General features: G+C 35.3%; 14 protein-coding genes and 1 pseudogene. 6 read left to right on the forward strand and 9 right to left on the reverse strand.

Going from position 1 to position 16,282, the window contains the following annotated elements; all coding sequences use genetic code 11:
- The 3 genes and pseudogenes from chrP to WFK35_RS11515 form a co-directional block, all read left to right on the forward strand.
- Positions 1-517 (forward strand): annotated as a pseudogene (chrP, locus tag WFK35_RS11505) (chryseobasin maturation metalloprotease ChrP); the annotation flags it as partial.
- 39 nt (positions 518-556) lie between these two features.
- Entirely contained in the window at positions 557-1,207 is a 651-nt protein-coding gene (gene rpe, locus WFK35_RS11510) for a ribulose-phosphate 3-epimerase (protein ID WP_076390423.1), read from the forward strand.
- Positions 1,208-1,503: 296 nt separating this feature from the next.
- Positions 1,504-3,345 carry an alpha-L-fucosidase gene (locus WFK35_RS11515; RefSeq protein ID WP_336732740.1) on the forward strand — a complete coding sequence of 614 codons (1,842 nt, stop codon included), beginning with the start codon at positions 1,504-1,506 and terminating at the stop codon, positions 3,343-3,345.
- Between the two features lie 56 nt (positions 3,346-3,401).
- Here the strand turns inward: WFK35_RS11515 and WFK35_RS11520 are convergent, their stop codons facing one another.
- The 7 genes from WFK35_RS11520 to WFK35_RS11550 form a co-directional block, all read right to left on the reverse strand.
- Complete coding sequence (locus tag WFK35_RS11520; protein ID WP_076390425.1) at positions 3,402-3,818, reverse strand: nucleoside-diphosphate kinase; 417 nt, start codon at positions 3,816-3,818, stop codon at positions 3,402-3,404.
- A 789-nt stretch (positions 3,819-4,607) separates the two neighbouring features.
- Entirely contained in the window at positions 4,608-5,534 is a 927-nt protein-coding gene (rsgA, locus tag WFK35_RS11525) for a ribosome small subunit-dependent GTPase A (protein WP_336732741.1), read from the reverse strand.
- Between the two features lie 149 nt (positions 5,535-5,683).
- Positions 5,684-6,763, reverse strand: coding sequence for a chorismate mutase (locus tag WFK35_RS11530; protein ID WP_336732742.1), 1,080 nt, complete (start codon positions 6,761-6,763; stop codon positions 5,684-5,686).
- A 645-nt stretch (positions 6,764-7,408) separates the two neighbouring features.
- Entirely contained in the window at positions 7,409-7,669 is a 261-nt protein-coding gene (locus tag WFK35_RS11535; protein ID WP_336732743.1) for a hypothetical protein, read from the reverse strand.
- A 359-nt stretch (positions 7,670-8,028) separates the two neighbouring features.
- Positions 8,029-9,114, reverse strand: coding sequence for a DNA polymerase III subunit gamma/tau (dnaX, locus tag WFK35_RS11540; protein ID WP_290261647.1), 1,086 nt, complete (start codon positions 9,112-9,114; stop codon positions 8,029-8,031).
- A 98-nt stretch (positions 9,115-9,212) separates the two neighbouring features.
- The gene (locus WFK35_RS11545; RefSeq protein ID WP_214589582.1) at positions 9,213-9,842 is read right to left on the reverse strand and encodes a TetR/AcrR family transcriptional regulator; all 630 of its coding nucleotides are present in this window, start codon (positions 9,840-9,842) and stop codon (positions 9,213-9,215) included.
- Positions 9,843-9,849: 7 nt separating this feature from the next.
- The gene (locus WFK35_RS11550; RefSeq protein WP_214589581.1) at positions 9,850-11,109 is read right to left on the reverse strand and encodes an aminotransferase class I/II-fold pyridoxal phosphate-dependent enzyme; all 1,260 of its coding nucleotides are present in this window, start codon (positions 11,107-11,109) and stop codon (positions 9,850-9,852) included.
- Between the two features lie 958 nt (positions 11,110-12,067).
- Between WFK35_RS11550 and WFK35_RS11555 the strand changes: the two genes are divergently transcribed.
- Positions 12,068-12,400 (forward strand): hypothetical protein, encoded by a 333-nt coding sequence (locus tag WFK35_RS11555; protein WP_235130952.1) that lies wholly within the window; start codon positions 12,068-12,070, stop codon positions 12,398-12,400.
- On the opposite strand, the gene WFK35_RS11560 is transcribed toward WFK35_RS11555, so the two are convergent.
- Positions 12,386-13,969 (reverse strand): Na+/H+ antiporter, encoded by a 1,584-nt coding sequence (locus WFK35_RS11560; RefSeq protein WP_336732744.1) that lies wholly within the window; start codon positions 13,967-13,969, stop codon positions 12,386-12,388. The two genes, WFK35_RS11555 and WFK35_RS11560, sit on opposite strands and share 15 nt — an antisense overlap.
- A 196-nt stretch (positions 13,970-14,165) precedes the next feature.
- Here WFK35_RS11560 and WFK35_RS11565 point away from each other — a divergent pair, with 196 nt between their 5' ends.
- Positions 14,166-15,359, forward strand: a complete 1,194-nt coding sequence (locus tag WFK35_RS11565) for an MFS transporter (RefSeq protein WP_336732745.1) — start codon at positions 14,166-14,168, stop codon at positions 15,357-15,359.
- Positions 15,360-15,604: 245 nt separating this feature from the next.
- Positions 15,605-16,021 (forward strand): hypothetical protein, encoded by a 417-nt coding sequence (locus WFK35_RS11570; RefSeq protein ID WP_235130955.1) that lies wholly within the window; start codon positions 15,605-15,607, stop codon positions 16,019-16,021.
- Here WFK35_RS11570 and WFK35_RS11575 read toward each other — a convergent pair.
- The coding region (locus tag WFK35_RS11575; protein WP_336732746.1) for a hypothetical protein at positions 16,018-16,282 on the reverse strand (265 nt) is incomplete at its 5' end. The two genes, WFK35_RS11570 and WFK35_RS11575, sit on opposite strands and share 4 nt — an antisense overlap.

Here is a 16,282-nt window from a genome sequence, read left to right on the forward strand (position 1 = left end):
GATCGCTGAAGTGGCAAGACTTTTAAAGGAAAACAAAAAAACAATTCCGTTCGGATTGTACATTACCAATTCCGTTCAGGAGGAAGTAGGTCTGTATGGAGCGGATATGATTGCAGACACCATTAAACCCAACATTGCCATCGTTACAGACGTTACGCATGACACCACCACTCCGATGATCGAAAAGAAAAAAGAAGGCGACCAGAAATGCGGAGACGGACCGGTGGTTTTCTTCGCACCAAGCATTCATCATACCATCAGAGAACTGATTATCGACACCGCAAAAACGAAGAAAATTCCTTTCCAGAGAGCAGCAGCGAGCCGCGCTACGGGAACAGACACAGATGCTTTTGCGCATTCTAACGGCGGCGTTCCGAGTGCATTAATTTCTTTACCTTTGCGTTATATGCATACCACAGTGGAAATGGTTTCCAAAGAAGACGTAGGGAATGTAATCCAACTGATCTACGAAACACTTCTGAGAATTCAGCCGGGAATGAAACTGAAGTATCATTAACAGAAGTAAAAAGAGACAAGTTAAAAGTAAAAAGTAAAAATGAAAACGAAGCTTATTGCTCCATCCCTTTTATCCGCAGACTTCGGGAATCTGCAAAGAGACATCGAAATGCTGAATAATTCTCAGGCAGACTGGTTTCACGTTGACGTAATGGACGGAAGATTTGTTCCGAATATTTCGTTCGGATTTCCGGTAATGAAAACCGTTCAGCAGCACGCCAAAAAATTTGTAGATGTGCATCTGATGATTGTAGAGCCTGAAAAATATGTGGAAGAATTCATCAATCACGGAGCAGATCTCGTATCGGTGCATTACGAAGCGTGTACTCACCTTCACAGAACGATTCATCATATTCAGAGTCTGGGTGCAAAAGCCGGTGTTGTGCTAAATCCTTCCACTCCGGTTCTGATGCTGGAAGATATTATTGCAGATGTGGATCTTGTTTTGCTGATGAGTGTAAATCCGGGATTCGGTGGACAGAAATTCATCGAAAATACTTACAAGAAAATTGCTGAAACAAAAGACTTGATTTTAAGCAACAATTCGACAGCATTAATTGAAATCGACGGTGGTGTAAATATCGACAACGCCTCTAAACTTTTCGAAGCCGGAGCCGATGTTCTGGTTGCAGGAAATGCAGTTTTCTCAGCAGAAAATCCGGAAAGAACGATCGAATTACTGAAAATTTAATTTCATTTAAATACAAACAAAAAGGCAACTCCGTTGAGTTGCCTTTCTTCTTAATGAAAATCTGAGCCTTTAATGGTTATTAGTTTTTGAAGAGTTTAATGCTTAAATTTTCCTTCTCTAATGCTGATGTAAAGATGGCAATAAATGAGGACAAAAACATCCGTAAAAACACGGAATTTTAATCTCGGTATTTTTACTTAACCCCGAAGAACAGGAAGGTTTTAATTATTCAATAATAAATACAGGAGCTCTATAAAGTTCTTTTTAAGTATTTTTAGATCACAAAAAGAAAAAACGTGAAAGGGAAATTAATCGGCATATTGTCTTTAGGTCTGGTTTTATCTTCAGGAAAATATCCTGCACAGAATCAGCCACAGGAAAATCAAAAAATGGAATGGTTTCAGGATGCCAAACTCGGAATATTTATTCACTGGGGAATTTATTCTGTGAACGGAATTCCGGAATCATGGGCTTTTTTCAATAATTACATCAGCCATGAAAATTATATGAAACAGCTCAATGGTTTTTCGGCTGTAAAATATAATCCTGATGAATGGGTAAAACTGATTAAAAATTCCGGAGCAAAATATGCCGTGATTACCACAAAACATCATGATGGTGTTGCGCTTTGGGATTCAAAAGCTGAAAAATCGACCACCATTCCTAAAAATTCCTTAGCCAAAAAAGACGTGCTTTCTCCGTTTATCTCTGCATTAAAAAATTCCGGACTGAAAACCGGACTTTACTATTCTCTTCCCGACTGGAGCCATCCTTATTACGACATCAATACCCGAACAAAAAAACGTTACGAAATTAAAAATGATCCGAAACGCTGGGAAAATTTTGTTACCTATTATCAGAATCAATTAAATGAACTTTCTTCACAATTGAAACCTGATCTTCTGTGGTTCGACGGAGATTGGGAACATTCTTCCGAAGAATGGCGTGCTCCGAAAACACTGGAAAATCTGAAAAAATTCAATCCGGACATTATCGTTAATTCCAGACTGAAAAATCATGGGGACTACGAAACTCCGGAACAGGGAATTCCAGTGGTAAAACCTCAAAGCAATTACTGGGAACTTTGCTACACCATGAATGATTCATGGGGATTTCAGCCCTTCGATAACCACTACAAAACTTCGAATATGATCGTAAGAACTTTGGCGGATGTAATTAATATGGGCGGAAATCTACTGTTGGATATCGCTCCGAAAGAAGACGGAACCATTCCGGAACAGCAGGTTGAGATTTTAAAGAACTTAGCAAGATGGACAGCAAAAAATTCCGAAGCCATTTATGGAACAACACGAGGTTTGCCATTCGACAATTATAAAGGAAAATCTGCATTTTCAAAAGACCGGAAAAAATTATTCCTTTATCTTGAAGAAGCCAAAGACTTTGTAAAAATATACGGTTTAATGACCAATACTATTTCTGCCAGAATTCTTGGGGATGATAAAGCGAAGATTGATATCAATAGTAACGGTAATGGAGATTTTACTTTTAATTTTTCCCATGTAAAATTTGATCAGGACGTCACCATTGTTGAAATATCGATTGACGAACCTATGATCAGAGTACAAAATGATAAGCCCAATTTATCTTTTCCTGAATCTTTAGAAAATAAAAATACGAAACTGGCAATCTATGAAATTGCAGAACAGCTTCATTCGGGAAAAAACTTCTTCAGAAATTTAGGTTTAACACAAGACGGAATGGAAATGAAACTTCCCAAAACCGATAAAACCAATCCCGAAATTCTAAATTGGATTAGCAAACACGCAGAAGCACTCTATGAAACAGAAAAAGGACTTCCAGAAGGTCATTTTTCAGGAAACTCTGTTCTTTCCAAAGACAAACAAACCCTTTATCTTTTTGTGGAAGGAATTCCGACCGGACCGATTGCTCTGAAAGGTATTAAAAACGAAATTGCCCGAATCCGTATCGCGGGTGAAGGAACTTTATTAAGCCATGAAATATACAATAAGCTTTACTGGAGTGAGGTTCCGGGAATTATTTATATTGATGTACCCAAAGAAAAACTGGATAAAAACCTAACTGTTATTGCAGTTCTTCTTGATAAACCGCTCGAATTATACCGTGAAAAAGTTGGCGCAATTGAAAATAATCTGTAAAAAAACAAAATCCGAAGAAAGTTTCTCCGGATTTTTTATTTTGAAAATGATTTTTCTTAGAAAATTTCTCTTCCTGAAAAATGGAATTTTGCTTCGATAAGAGCGTTTTCGTCAGAGTCAGAACCGTGAACAGCGTTTTCTCCGATGCTTCTTGCAAACATTTTTCTGATTGTTCCTTCTGCAGCTTCAGCAGGATTAGTAGAACCGATTAATGTTCTGAAATCTTCTACAGCATTGTCTTTCTCAAGAACAGCAGCTACAATTGGTCCAGAGCTCATGAAATCTACCAATTCTCCGTAGAATGGTCTTTCAGCGTGAACTTCATAGAATTTTTTTGCATCAGCAACAGTAAGTTGAGTCAATTTCATAGCTTTGATTTTGAAACCACCTTCTGCAATCTTTCCTAATATAGCACCGATATGTCCGTCTGCAACTGCATCAGGCTTAATCATAGTGAATGTAATGTTAGACATAAATGTATATTTTTTTAATGGCGCAAAAATACAAAAAATTCTTTTGATTTTAATTTTAAAATATTTTTAACATAAAAATAACATTTGTTAAGGTTTTGTGAACGAAACTTTGGCACAGTAATTGTTTATTTTATTGTGATTCTCATGTTTAATTTGAGTTTTCATGGTTATTAGTTTTTACCCAGCTTCGGCTGGGTTTTTTATTGCCCGTAATTCCCCAAAAACTAAGCCTAACTTACGGTTTCTAAAAGAATTAAACATTTATTTAAATTTTAAATTCCAAATATTAAACTTTGTACATCCAGAATTTGGAATTTAATGCAGGCTTAAAATAGCTCGAAACTTATTCTGTGAGTAAAAAATTTTTGCAAAAGAGAAATTGAAATTCATTATTAAAACTCCTGATTGTCCTTCATTAATCATAATGCTTAATTTTATGCATAGAATCACAAAGGTTCAGTAAAGATGACACAGCCTGAATTGGATGCGAACGAAGTTCAAAGAATCTAAATTTTTTTTAATGATGATAAGCCGCGGACAACCATTTTTAAAACTAAGTTTGTTTAAACTAGTTTTAAATTTAACCGCAAAAGAGACAAAGGACTTTACTGGATTTATTTAAAGTATTTCAAAAGTCTGCAAAGAGAAAAAATCTTTGATTTTTTTAACTTATTTGCCCTTTCTTTCCATTTAAATAGTAAGCTTAAACAACTTAAGTGTTAAAATATTTGCGGTAAAAAAGTTTAGACAAGTTACTTTAATAATGGAGAAATTTCCGAAAAATAGAAATTATTTTTGAGAAGCTTCTTCCGCCTCTTCCATTAATTTAATATAGGTAGAATATCTTGAATGCTGAATTTCTCCGGTTTCCAGACCATCGATTACCGCGCATTTCGGCTCGTTGATATGAAGACAGTTGTGGTATTTGCATTCTTCTCTTTTTTTGAAAATTTCAGGAAAATAATGCTGAACTTCTTCTTTTTCGATGTCGATCATGGCAAATTCACGAACTCCGGGGGTATCGATTACGTTTCCGCCAAAATCCCAGAAATGCATCTGCGCAAAGGTGGTCGTATGTTTTCCTTTTAAATTCGTATCGGAAATTTCAGAAGTTTTCAAGTTAAGTCCCGGTTGCAAAGCATTCACCAGAGTAGATTTTCCACAGCCTGAATGTCCGAAGAAAACTGACGTTTTGTCTTTCAGCAATTCCTGCAGCTTTTCCAGATTTAATTTTGAATAGGAAGAAATTTCCAGAGCATCGTAGCCGATTTCATTGTAAAGAAACTCAATATCCTTTACAATTTCGATTTCTTCTTCATGCAGAACATCAATTTTATTGAATAAAATCAGCGGAGTAATATTGTAGGCTTCACAACACGCGAGAAAACGGTCTAAAAATCCAAGGGAAGTTTCAGGATGTTTTAAAGTGAAAATAAAGCAGGCAAGATCAATATTTGAAGCGATGATGTGTGCTTCTTTTGAAAGGTTTACAGATTTTCGGATGAGATAATTCCTGCGGGGCTCGATCTTCGTAATCCACGCAATATCATCCTGTTCCAGCTGAAATTCTACAAAATCTCCTACAGCAAGAGGATTGGTAAGTCTTGTTTTAATCAATTTAAATTTTCCGCGAATTCTTGCTTCGAAGATTTTCCCGGTTTCCATTTCCAAAACCTGATACCAGCTTCCTGTAGATTTAATGATTTTTCCTTTCATACTGTAAGATGCTGCAAATATAGGAAATTTAGTTTGAGTGTTTTTAAAGTTTTAGAGTAAGAGCGTTTTATACATGGTATAGAATTGCTATTCAATCAACAACTCACAAACGCTCCTACTCTCTCTCACTCTAAAATTCAAAATCCAGATTATCTGTTAATCATAATGCTGTTCTGAACTTCGATAGACTCTTCATGAATGGCTTTGAATACTTTTTCGATAAATTCTTTCGTCATTCCGGTCTCAACAGCCTTCTGAGTAGCGTATTCCGTAATTTCTTTCCAACGTTCCGGCTGGAAAATCGCGATATCGTTTTCTTTTTTAAGTTTTCCGATCTTTTCAGAAATTTTCATTCTCTGCGCAAGCATTTCAATCAGTTGAAAATCTATATCAGAAATTAACGTTCTGTGTCTTCCCATTTCTCCTTCAAATCCTGCCAATCCTGAGTTTCTCACCTTTAAGTTTCCGATCAGCTCTGCAAGAACTTCCGGTGTAATCTGCTGTGCGGCATCACTCCAAGCTGCATCCGGATTGCTGTGTGTTTCTATAATGGCTCCTTGGTAACCTACGTTTAAAGCTTCCTGCGTAATGTCTGCCAAACCAGTTCTGTTTCCGCAGATGTGTGAAGGATCGATCAGCATCGGGATATTGGGGAACTGACTTTTAAAATCCAAAGCAATCTGCCAGTTCGGATTGTTTCTGTATTTTGTTTTCTGGTACGTAGAAAATCCTCTGTGAATAACGCCTAAATTGGTAATTCCCTGACCTAAAAGTCTTTCCAATGCTCCGATCCACAACGCAAGATCCGGATTTACAGGATTTTTCACCAACACAGTTTTGTCTGTTCCTCTCAATGCCTGTGCAATTTCCTGAACGGTAAAAGGATTTACCGTAGAACGCGCCCCGATCCAAAGAATGTCTACATCTGCTTCCAAAGCTGCAAAAACGTGGTGTGCATTGGCAACTTCCGTAGCTGTTTTGAAACCATATTCTTCCTTCACTTTTTTCAGCCAGTTCAGACCGATTACTCCTACTCCTTCGAATCCGTTGGGTTTTGTACGCGGTTTCCAGATTCCTGCACGGAAAACAGGAACATTGGCATTGGTTTCCCTGATTCTTTTTGCTGTTTCCAGCATCTGTGCTTCACTTTCCGCACTGCACGGTCCTGCAATCATCATTGGCTGCTGGAATTCATTAATCCACTCGTTTTTTAAGTCTTTTAAATTCATATTTTTAATTTTACTATTATCATTATTGTTCATATTCAAACACAAAAAAGTATTATAAAATTACTTTATAATTCTTTCTAAAAAAAAGCCGTTAAATTTTGTTTAAGGAATCAGGAAATAAGAAGAAATCTATAATCCTGTAGATTTTTTTGAAAGAAATTTATACTAGCAGTACCAATAATAAAATCGATAATACGTTCTGAAATTTCTAAAATACGGAAAAGAAAAGCCAAATTTCCCGCTAAAGAATTCAGCAGGAGCAAATACAGATTGATATGACTTTATTAATTTTCCCAAAATAAACTATCTATTTCTAGATTTTCGGTTTATATTTTAAATGAAAAACTGATGTCTTGTTTTTCAATTGTCTGACAAATATATAAATTTTATTTAAAAAAGAGTTTTAAGTACCATAATTTTTTTTCAGATAAAAATTACGATACTTTTATTGAGCATCATTTTGCAGAAAGCAGGCATTGAAATATAATATTGATTATCCGTTATCAATCATAATGCCTGATTTTAACGCTAAGCACGGAAAGATTTTTTATAAACAAACTGTTTTTAAGGTTCACAGAGGCGTTAAAACTTAACCAAGATCGCAGAGGTTTTATTCTGACAAATTACGGATAATCAGAAATATAATTATGTTAAATCAAATTTCATCAGATCATCCAGATCCTTCAAAAGTGGATTTAATTTAACAAATTTCTCGAATTTTTTTCTTGGAGTCATTACTTCTACTTTCAGGTTTTCGGCATCTCTTTTATAGACGACCTGAATGGAGTGATTGTGAACTTTCGTTTTAAAATGATTAAAAAATTCACGGCTTACTTTATCAAACTCAGCTTTTGCAGAATCGGAAGGAAATAAAACGGTAATTTCATTTTCTCCGGATTTTATCATTTTAAAAGATTTAATGGCATTGAAAATAATGGCATCTTTTCTCTGGAGCTGCTTGAGCTGTAAATTCCACTCTGCCTGAAGATCTGTTTCGGTAAAATGATTTTGGGGAAGCTGTTCTGTTTTTGGTGCTGCTTTTTCTTCTACAACAGTTGTTTCTTCTTTGTTTAAAAAAGAACTGATGCTGAACCCTGAAGAAATTCCGGGTCTGGATAAAGGTTTTGAGGTTTTTTTGATCTCCGAAACAACGGGGACTTCCGGACTTTCAGAAGGTTGCTCCTGTTTAGGTTTCTGTTCCTGAGTTTCCGTAGATTTTACGGGAATTTTTACTTCCTGCTTCTCACTGAGAAACGGAGCCAGAATTATAAACTTTTTTTTTTAGCAACGTCTGAATTAGCCGTCAAAGAAGCCAATTGCATTAATGCAATTTCTACCGTAAGTCTTGGATTTTTAGAATTTTTATAATTGATGTCTGCATGATTGCAAATTTCAATAGCATCAATAAGCTGTTGCGGATTCCATTTCTGGGCCTGTTCAACAAACTTGGATTTGGTCTGTTCTCCTACTTCTATCAGATCAATGGTTGAAGCATTCTGAGCCATCATCAGGTCTCTGAAATGACTTCCCAAACCTGCAATGAAAATATGAGGATCAAATCCTTTTTTCACAATTTCGTTAAATGCGGAAAGAACTTCGGGAATTTTATTTTCTTTGGCTAAATCTACAATTTTTAAGTACTGGTCGTAATCCAGAATATTTAAAACTTCTGCAGCTTTTGCCAAAGTAATATTCTTCTGGGAAAAAGTAGAGAGCCTGTCGAAGATGGAAAGTGCATCTCTTAAAGCGCCGTCTGCTTTCTGGGCAATAAGGTATAAAGCATCATCTTCATACTGAATATTCTCTTTCTGAGCGATATTCCTAAGATGTCCCTGAATGTCTTCAATTACGATTCTTTTAAAATCATAAATCTGACAGCGGGATAAGATCGTAGGAATAATTTTATGCTTTTCTGTAGTTGCTAAGATGAAAATAGCATGAGCAGGCGGTTCCTCAAGTGTTTTAAGGAAAGCGTTGAAGGCTGCCGAAGACAGCATATGAACCTCATCGATAATATACACTTTGTATTTACCAACCTGAGGCGCAAAACGTACCTGATCGATCAATTCTCTGATATCATCCACAGAGTTGTTCGATGCGGCATCCAGTTCATAAATGTTATAGGCAAAACCGTCCTCCGAAACTGATCCGTCCTTTTCATTGATCTTCCTTGCCAGAATTCTGGCACAGGTTGTTTTCCCTACTCCTCTCGGACCACAGAACAGTAATGCCTGAGCCAATTGATTTTCTTCAATAGCGTGTTCTAAAGTATCCGTAATATGAGACTGCCCAACAACAGTATCAAACTGCTGCGGGCGATATTTTCGTGCAGATACGATAAAATTTTCCATTGGCCAAAAATAAGAAATATTGTTCTAATTTAAAAATGAAAATCTTTTAAATTGTTTATAAAATACCCATTTTAGGACAACAGTAAATTTTTCCCATATTATCTTTCTTCGTAAGCAAAATCGATGATTTCGGTAATCGCCTTTTCTATTTCCTTTCTTCCTTCATCACTTTTCAGGTCTATTCCGCAGAATACACTTGCATTGTGTGCCGTGTAAAGATTAAGATAATAGGCTCCGGAAACCAGAAGTGCTGCAATGGCACGATATCTTACCGCTTTATCCTTAAAGTGCGGATCTACGATGTTCGTGAAAAGCATTTCTCCCATTTCTTCTCTTTCATCTGCTACTTTTTTCAGGATCGGTTTGCTTTCTGATAATCCCCAAAGAATAATTTTCTGAAGTTCCTTATTTTTCTTGATATGCTCAAACTGATTCAGGATGGCAACTTTAGAAAGTTCTTTTCCTCCATCAGAAAAATCCACATGAATATTATCCTGGTTCATTTTGCTCCAGTAATCCTGAGATCTGATATATTCATCAATAAGTTTTTCGGTACTTCCGAAATATTCGTAAATTAATTTTTTATCAAATCCTGCCACTGCTGCTATTTTACTCACCTTCAACCCTGAGTACCCTTTGGTTCTCAGAATTTTACCAACAGCAGCAAGCAATTTTTGCTTTGTTTTTTCTTTGTCCCTTATAGGACCTTGTACAACTTTTCTTGGCATTTGTTATCTATTTTTTTGCAATATGCAACTTTTTATTGATATCCTCAAAAGCATTGAGGGTTTTATCAAGATGTTCTTTATCATGTGTTGCCGTTACACTCATCCTGATACGGGCATCTTTTCTGGCTACAGCAGGGTAAATAATAGGATTTGTATACACTCCGTGTTCAAGAAGCATTCTTCCTACATCGCCTGTAATGTGCGGATCTCCTATTTTAACGGGAACAACTGCGGAACAGGTTGTCCCTGTATCCAATCCCAAATCGTTAAGTCCTTTTTTGAAGTAATTGATATTTTCCCATAGTTTTTCTCTCCAGTGTGGCTCTTCATCAATAAGCTCTATGGCTTTTACAATTCCTGTAGCTGTAGAAGGAGGCGTTGTAGCCGAAAATATCTGCTGTCTGGACTGGAATCTTATGAAATTCGTAAGACTTTTGTTGGCAATAACATACCCTCCAAGATTACCAAATGTTTTACTGAAAGTTCCTGTTATAATATCTATTTTATCCAGCAGACCGGTATCTTCAATCGTACCTCTTCCTGTTTTTCCTAAAATACCTACCCCGTGAACATCATCAACCATAAGGTAAGCGTTATATTTTTTTACTAAGTTATAAATTTCTTCAATAGGTGCGGTGTCTCCATCCTGAGAATATACACCGTCTATAACCACAAGCTTTGTACGAAATTGTTTTTCCGATGTTTTTAAAATCTGTTCCAGAGCCTCCAGATTATTATGTGGAAATGTTTTTCTGTTGGTAAGAATACATCCTTCGTATACACTTGCATGGACCGCCATATCTACAATCGCAATGTCTTCTTTCTGCAACAGGATTTGTAAAGTTGCACTGTTTGTTGTATATCCTGTTGTAAAAATTACGGCTTCGTCCTGAGAACGTCCAAAAAAGGAAGCAATTTTAGCCTCCAAATCGTTGTGGTAAGAATAATACCCTCCGATAAGCGGTGTTGCAGCCGTACCGGTTCCGTATTTTTCCACTCCTTCTATAGCCGCCTGCTTTACTTTAGGGTGTTGTGTAAACCCTAAGTAATCACTTGTAACGAAGCTTACAAACTCTCTGGTTACGTTGTGAGTTCCTACATTCATTACAGAACTGCAGCCTGTATTATTCTGCAATCTGTAATGATGACGCCCGTTTGATTTCATGTATTCCAGAAAGTCATAATAAATGTCTGCACGCTCCATCATATCGAAGCCCGGAATATTTTCGAAATCCTTAAAAGTCGCTGTTGAAAAGTTAATATCCATCCTTAATTTTGTTAGCTGTTTAATGTTAAAACAAATATAGTATTATTTTAAAAACAAATAAATTAATTTCCTACAAAAATTTATTATGTATAAAATATTTTTATTAAATAATCTTAAAAAAATTTAATATTCATAAAATAAATTAAATATTAACAAAAAAATAATAAAATAAAAAATTATATAACCGCTTAGGAATTAAGCAATTAACATCTTGGGTGTTTAACGATGATTTGGTGTTGATGATTTATAATTTTTCCGGCTTAATATCATTGAAAATCAGAAATATAAAAAAGTACGAAATCCTTTAAGCGGAATTTCACTCATGCCTTTCTTAACATTATCCTTTAGAATGTACTTGTCCGTAATTCTTAAGCTAAATCGTTATTCTATTTGGGTAAAAATTGTTACTAAAAAAAATCTCATTCATTAAAAGCAATTTCACCTTCAATGGAATTATAACAAATATAAATATTTTATTTAAGAAAATTTAAGATTTAAAAAATATTATTTTAACAGATAATACAAGAAATCAGCAACAATAATTTAGTTATCTTTTATTAATCGCAATATCCGAAGTTTTTAAATCTTTATTGCTGTGATTTTAATTGTGTATAAATACCTAATTAAGCACGAAGCTACATTTTTATTCAAATGTTTTTAAATGATAACAGTCAATAATAAACTCTGTAAAATATTACATCTGTTGAATATCTTATTACAAATTTTCAATACATTTAATCAGATTATAAAAATTGGTTGGATATTTGAAGTATAAAATTAACAACCAAACATAGTTTTCACCAATTCACTTAAAGTAATTATTATGATTATTCAGTACTCTTTTCTTACAGACTACATCATACGGATGATGAGAAAATCATTTACAATACCCGTCAATTAATTTCCAGTTATCATTTTAATGTGTTATTAACTATTGTAAACTTAAGCTTTTACCATCATGATTTTTGAAGAGAACCATTCTGTATTACAGGATAATCATAACCTTTCGTATGTAAAAAATGTAATCAATTTTCACGGAGACAAATCTTTCATTCTTAACTCTTTACAGAAAATAAAGAATAATACAATCTGTAAAATTAAGAGAAAAACCATTAATAAACTGATTAAAGAATATACTCGTCATCTTAATCAGTATATTGAGAATGAAGATATTAACTCCAAACCTGAGAATTATGAACTTTCGCCTGTTTATGCACGACAGTCGTATGAAAAAGTGATAAAAGAAGATGAATATCTGCAGAAAGTATTAACCTTTCTAATGAATCAGTGAAAGTCTTTCTTCCTCCAGATCGATCTTTACAAGATGCCTGCGGATAAGATCTTCGTCAAAATGCTGTTTTTTGTCATAGTTTTGCTCAATCAGCCATATTCTTTGCGCATTAAGAACATCAAGATAAGCATCTTTGATTTCGGAAGATAGTTTGATATCAGATTCTTTTTCGACTTTACCTTTCCACTTTTCATGTATCTGTTGTAAAAACATACTTTTTTGCAACAGTTCACCATGATTTTGCCTAAGATGCTCTAAAGTCATTTTTGCCATTTGACGACGGATTAATTCTTCAGCCTCATCTTCAGGAAGATGATCGTTGTAGGAAGGAATTTCCATCTTTCTTATAAGATACGGAAGCGTAAGTCCCTGAACCAGTAATGTCGTTAAAATACCAATAAAAGTGATGAATAAAATTAAGTTTCGCTGAGGAAAATCCGAACCGTTATGATACAGTTTTACCGGAATAGAAAGTGCCGCAGCTAAAGACACTACTCCTCTCATTCCTGTCCATCCTAAGAGAATCGGAGCTTTAAATCCCGGACTTCGGTTATCAGCAACCGTGATGAAGTTTCTTGCAATTAAAGTGACCACTACCGCTCCGTAAGCCGACAGAATTCTTACCACGATCAAAACCGCAGTTACAAGTAATCCGTATCCTACCGCAGCGTAAATACTTACTTCTCCCAAACCTGAAGTAATTTCCGGAAGATCAAGCCCAATAAGAATAAAAACCAGACCATTAAGTACAAAGGACAGGCTTTCCCAGACATTCAGTCCGCGCAAACGTGATGAAGTACTGAGAAAATTATGACGGTTATTGGAAAGCAGCAAACCACCGCTTACGACAGCCAAAACTCCTGAACTGTGTGCTTCTTCTGCGGCGATATACATTAAATAGGGCGCAACAATGGTGAGAATGGTATCCATATTGGCATCCGTAGGAAGAAGTTTATGCCCTTTCATGAAAAGCCATCCAATGATTAATCCGATTCCGATTCCGCCAATCAGCATCCATGAAAAACTGAAAACCGCATCCTGCCAGATAAACTGTCCGGTTGCAACGGCAATCATCGCAAAACGGAAAATAATTAAGGAAGACGCGTCATTCAGCAGACTTTCCCCTTCCAGAATAGAAGACAGCCTTTTCTGAACTTTTACAAATTTAAGAATCGCTCCCGCACTTACGGCATCAGGCGGAGAAACAATTCCGCCCAAAAGAAATCCTAAAGCAAGAGAAAATCCGGGAATAAAATGATTGGCAACAAAGGCTACCGTAGTTGCCGTGAGAAATACAACAACGAAGGCAAAACTTCCTATAATTCTACGCCATTTCCAGAGTTCCTTCCAGGAAATTGCCCATGCCGCTTCATAAAGCAACGGAGGAAGAAAGATAATAAAAATAAGCTCCGGATCTATTCTGATGATGGGAACATTGGGAATAAAACTGATTAAAAGTCCCGCTATAACCAGCAGAACAGGATAAGCAACCCTGATCTTATTAGCAATCATGATAATAAAGACAATGGCTAGAATCAGTGAGAGATAAAAAGGAAAGTTTTCAATCATTTTAAATTTTTTCAGAATTAAAGATACGTATTATAGTGAAAATCTGCCGTAAAAATTTAACCGGAAAATGTTGAGTTAATTTAAAAATTCAATTAAAAATCAATTAAAAAAGACATTTTAAAGATTTAAAAAATTTCATCAAATTAGCAGATCAAAATAACTCCATAATTTTTTTGCTTGATTTTTTAAGCACATCATGAATATTCCAAGGAAAGCAGACAGGAAAAGCAGACGGTTCTACTACATCAAACTGTGTATATTTTTATCGGGACTTTCGGTATTTGCGCAGCTTTATCTTTTTCAGCCGTTATTACCAATGGTTGCGGAACATTTTCACAAAACGGTAGGCGACAGTTCCCTGCTTGTTTCTTCCTCCACAATCGGGATGGCTTTGGGACTTTTCTTTTTTGCGTTCCGCGCAGATAGTTTTTCGCGAAAGAAACTGATGGTTTTTTCCTTGATTGCTTCGGCAGTTTTAACCATCATTTCAACATGGATTCCGAGTCTACCATTCCTTATCATTATCGGAATGGTAAAAGGTTTTGTAATTTCCGGTGTTTCTTCTGTGGCTCTGGCTTATCTTACGGAGGAAGTTGAAATCTCTGTGGTGGCTTTGGCAATCAGTACGTATCTCAGTGGAAACACGATTGGAGGAATGAGCGGAAGAATTTTGGCAACTCTTCTCGCTGGAGAATTTGGCTGGAGAAATGCTGTTTTGGTGATCGGTCTTCAAAGTATGGTGTTGGGACTTATTTTCTGGAAACTTTTTCCGGATTCAAAATTTTTCAAGCCTCAGAAAACGGATTATCATCTGAAAATGAAACAGATGAAAAGACTGATCCGTGATTCTTACATGCTCCGATTATATTTTATCGCTGCTTTGCTGATGGGAACTTTTGTAAGCATTTATAATTATATGACATTCCGATTGGAATCTGATCCGTTTTCTTTGAGCCATGTTTTTATTGCTTTTATTTTTCTGATGTACACTTTCGGGGTTTTGGGAACCATGATAACCAGCAGATTATCCGTAAGATTTGAAAAGAAATACATTCTGAAAGGTTCGATTTTCTTTTTGTTAACGGGACTTATTCTTCTTTTTTCAGAAAATATCTATGTTGTAGTATTTGGACTAGGTTTATTTACTTTATGCTTTTTTGCTGCTCATACCATGGCAAGTCAGATGACAGCGTTGCATGCAAAAGAAGGAAAATCTTCAGCAACTTCTATTTACTGGCTTTTCTATTATTTCGGGTCCAGTTTTTTAGGAAGCGGAACAGGATATCTGCTCCACTCTACTTCATGGAATGTTTTTATTGCTACATTAATTTTGGTGATTATCATCGCATTTGCCTTAACTATTGAATATAAGTCTTTGAAAACTGAATAATTACATTTTTTTTGATTTAACATAACATACCACATAAGTACCACAAATTTAACTTTCACAAATATTGTTTAAATCTTTTTAAATAATATAAAGTATTACATATCAATAATTTAAACAAAAATTAACATTTATAATTAACAATAGTTTAATTTATATTCAAAACATAAGGCATAGTATTTGCAAAACTACTTATACAAGAGCATTCACTAACCTTGGAATAATAACATAAACACCCACAAAATATTATGAACGTTGCAGATTTAAAAATTAAAAATCTAGTGGAATATAAAAATCAGATCTATACGATTACTGAAATATTCCAGAATGATGAAAAAGATTATTTTGTACAGATTGAAAATGATTTCCATAGCTTTTCTGTTCCGGCAAAATCAATCAAGCCTATTCAGATTACCGAAGAGTGGCTGGAAAAATTCGGATTTTCAAGAACATACAGCTCTGAACAGCGCATTCGTTACGAGAGACCAGAAACTTTCATAAAATATGATTTTGATCTGGATTCCAGAAAAATTGTTGAAGGACTGAAAATCTACGGAAATTCTATTAAATGCAAGTACATTCATGAATTTCAGAACATTTTCTCTTGTCTTTTCGGCAAAGAGCCCACTTCCATAAGTTATGGACTGATGCACACCGAATCTTAATAATATATACTTTCATTAAAAAACCACAACTCTCGGGTTGTGGTTTTGTTTTTTATTCCTCCTTCCAATACTTCTTCCAAAGCTACAGGATCTGCTTCTTCCTGATATTGCTCCCACTCTTTCTCAAGTTGTTTATTGGTCTTCATTTCCTCTTCAAGTTTTAGTGTTTCGCGATATTGTCTGGCTTCTGCGGTAAGAGTCCATTTGCAGATAATTCCGGTATCTTCAAGATAATTTTTAATATCGTTAATTCCAAGTCTG

The organism is Chryseobacterium sp. VD8 (genome assembly GCF_037149975.1).
In the GTDB taxonomy this organism is placed as follows: domain Bacteria; phylum Bacteroidota; class Bacteroidia; order Flavobacteriales; family Weeksellaceae; genus Chryseobacterium; species Chryseobacterium indicum.

Coding starts and splice junctions, on each gene's coding strand:
- WFK35_RS11550 (WP_214589581.1), bottom strand. CDS start 11,109: ATGGATATTAACTTTTCAACAGCGACTTTTAAGGATTTCGAAAATATT.
- WFK35_RS11555 (WP_235130952.1), top strand. CDS start 12,068: ATGATTTTTGAAGAGAACCATTCTGTATTACAGGATAATCATAACCTT.
- WFK35_RS11545 (WP_214589582.1), bottom strand. CDS start 9,842: ATGCCAAGAAAAGTTGTACAAGGTCCTATAAGGGACAAAGAAAAAACA.
- WFK35_RS11565 (WP_336732745.1), top strand. CDS start 14,166: ATGAATATTCCAAGGAAAGCAGACAGGAAAAGCAGACGGTTCTACTAC.
- dnaX (WP_290261647.1), bottom strand. CDS start 9,114: ATGGAAAATTTTATCGTATCTGCACGAAAATATCGCCCGCAGCAGTTT.
- WFK35_RS11570 (WP_235130955.1), top strand. CDS start 15,605: ATGAACGTTGCAGATTTAAAAATTAAAAATCTAGTGGAATATAAAAAT.
- WFK35_RS11530 (WP_336732742.1), bottom strand. CDS start 6,763: ATGAATTTAAAAGACTTAAAAAACGAGTGGATTAATGAATTCCAGCAG.
- WFK35_RS11535 (WP_336732743.1), bottom strand. CDS start 7,669: ATGATAAAATCCGGAGAAAATGAAATTACCGTTTTATTTCCTTCCGAT.
- WFK35_RS11560 (WP_336732744.1), bottom strand. CDS start 13,969: ATGATTGAAAACTTTCCTTTTTATCTCTCACTGATTCTAGCCATTGTC.
- rsgA (WP_336732741.1), bottom strand. CDS start 5,534: ATGAAAGGAAAAATCATTAAATCTACAGGAAGCTGGTATCAGGTTTTG.
- WFK35_RS11520 (WP_076390425.1), bottom strand. CDS start 3,818: ATGTCTAACATTACATTCACTATGATTAAGCCTGATGCAGTTGCAGAC.
- rpe (WP_076390423.1), top strand. CDS start 557: ATGAAAACGAAGCTTATTGCTCCATCCCTTTTATCCGCAGACTTCGGG.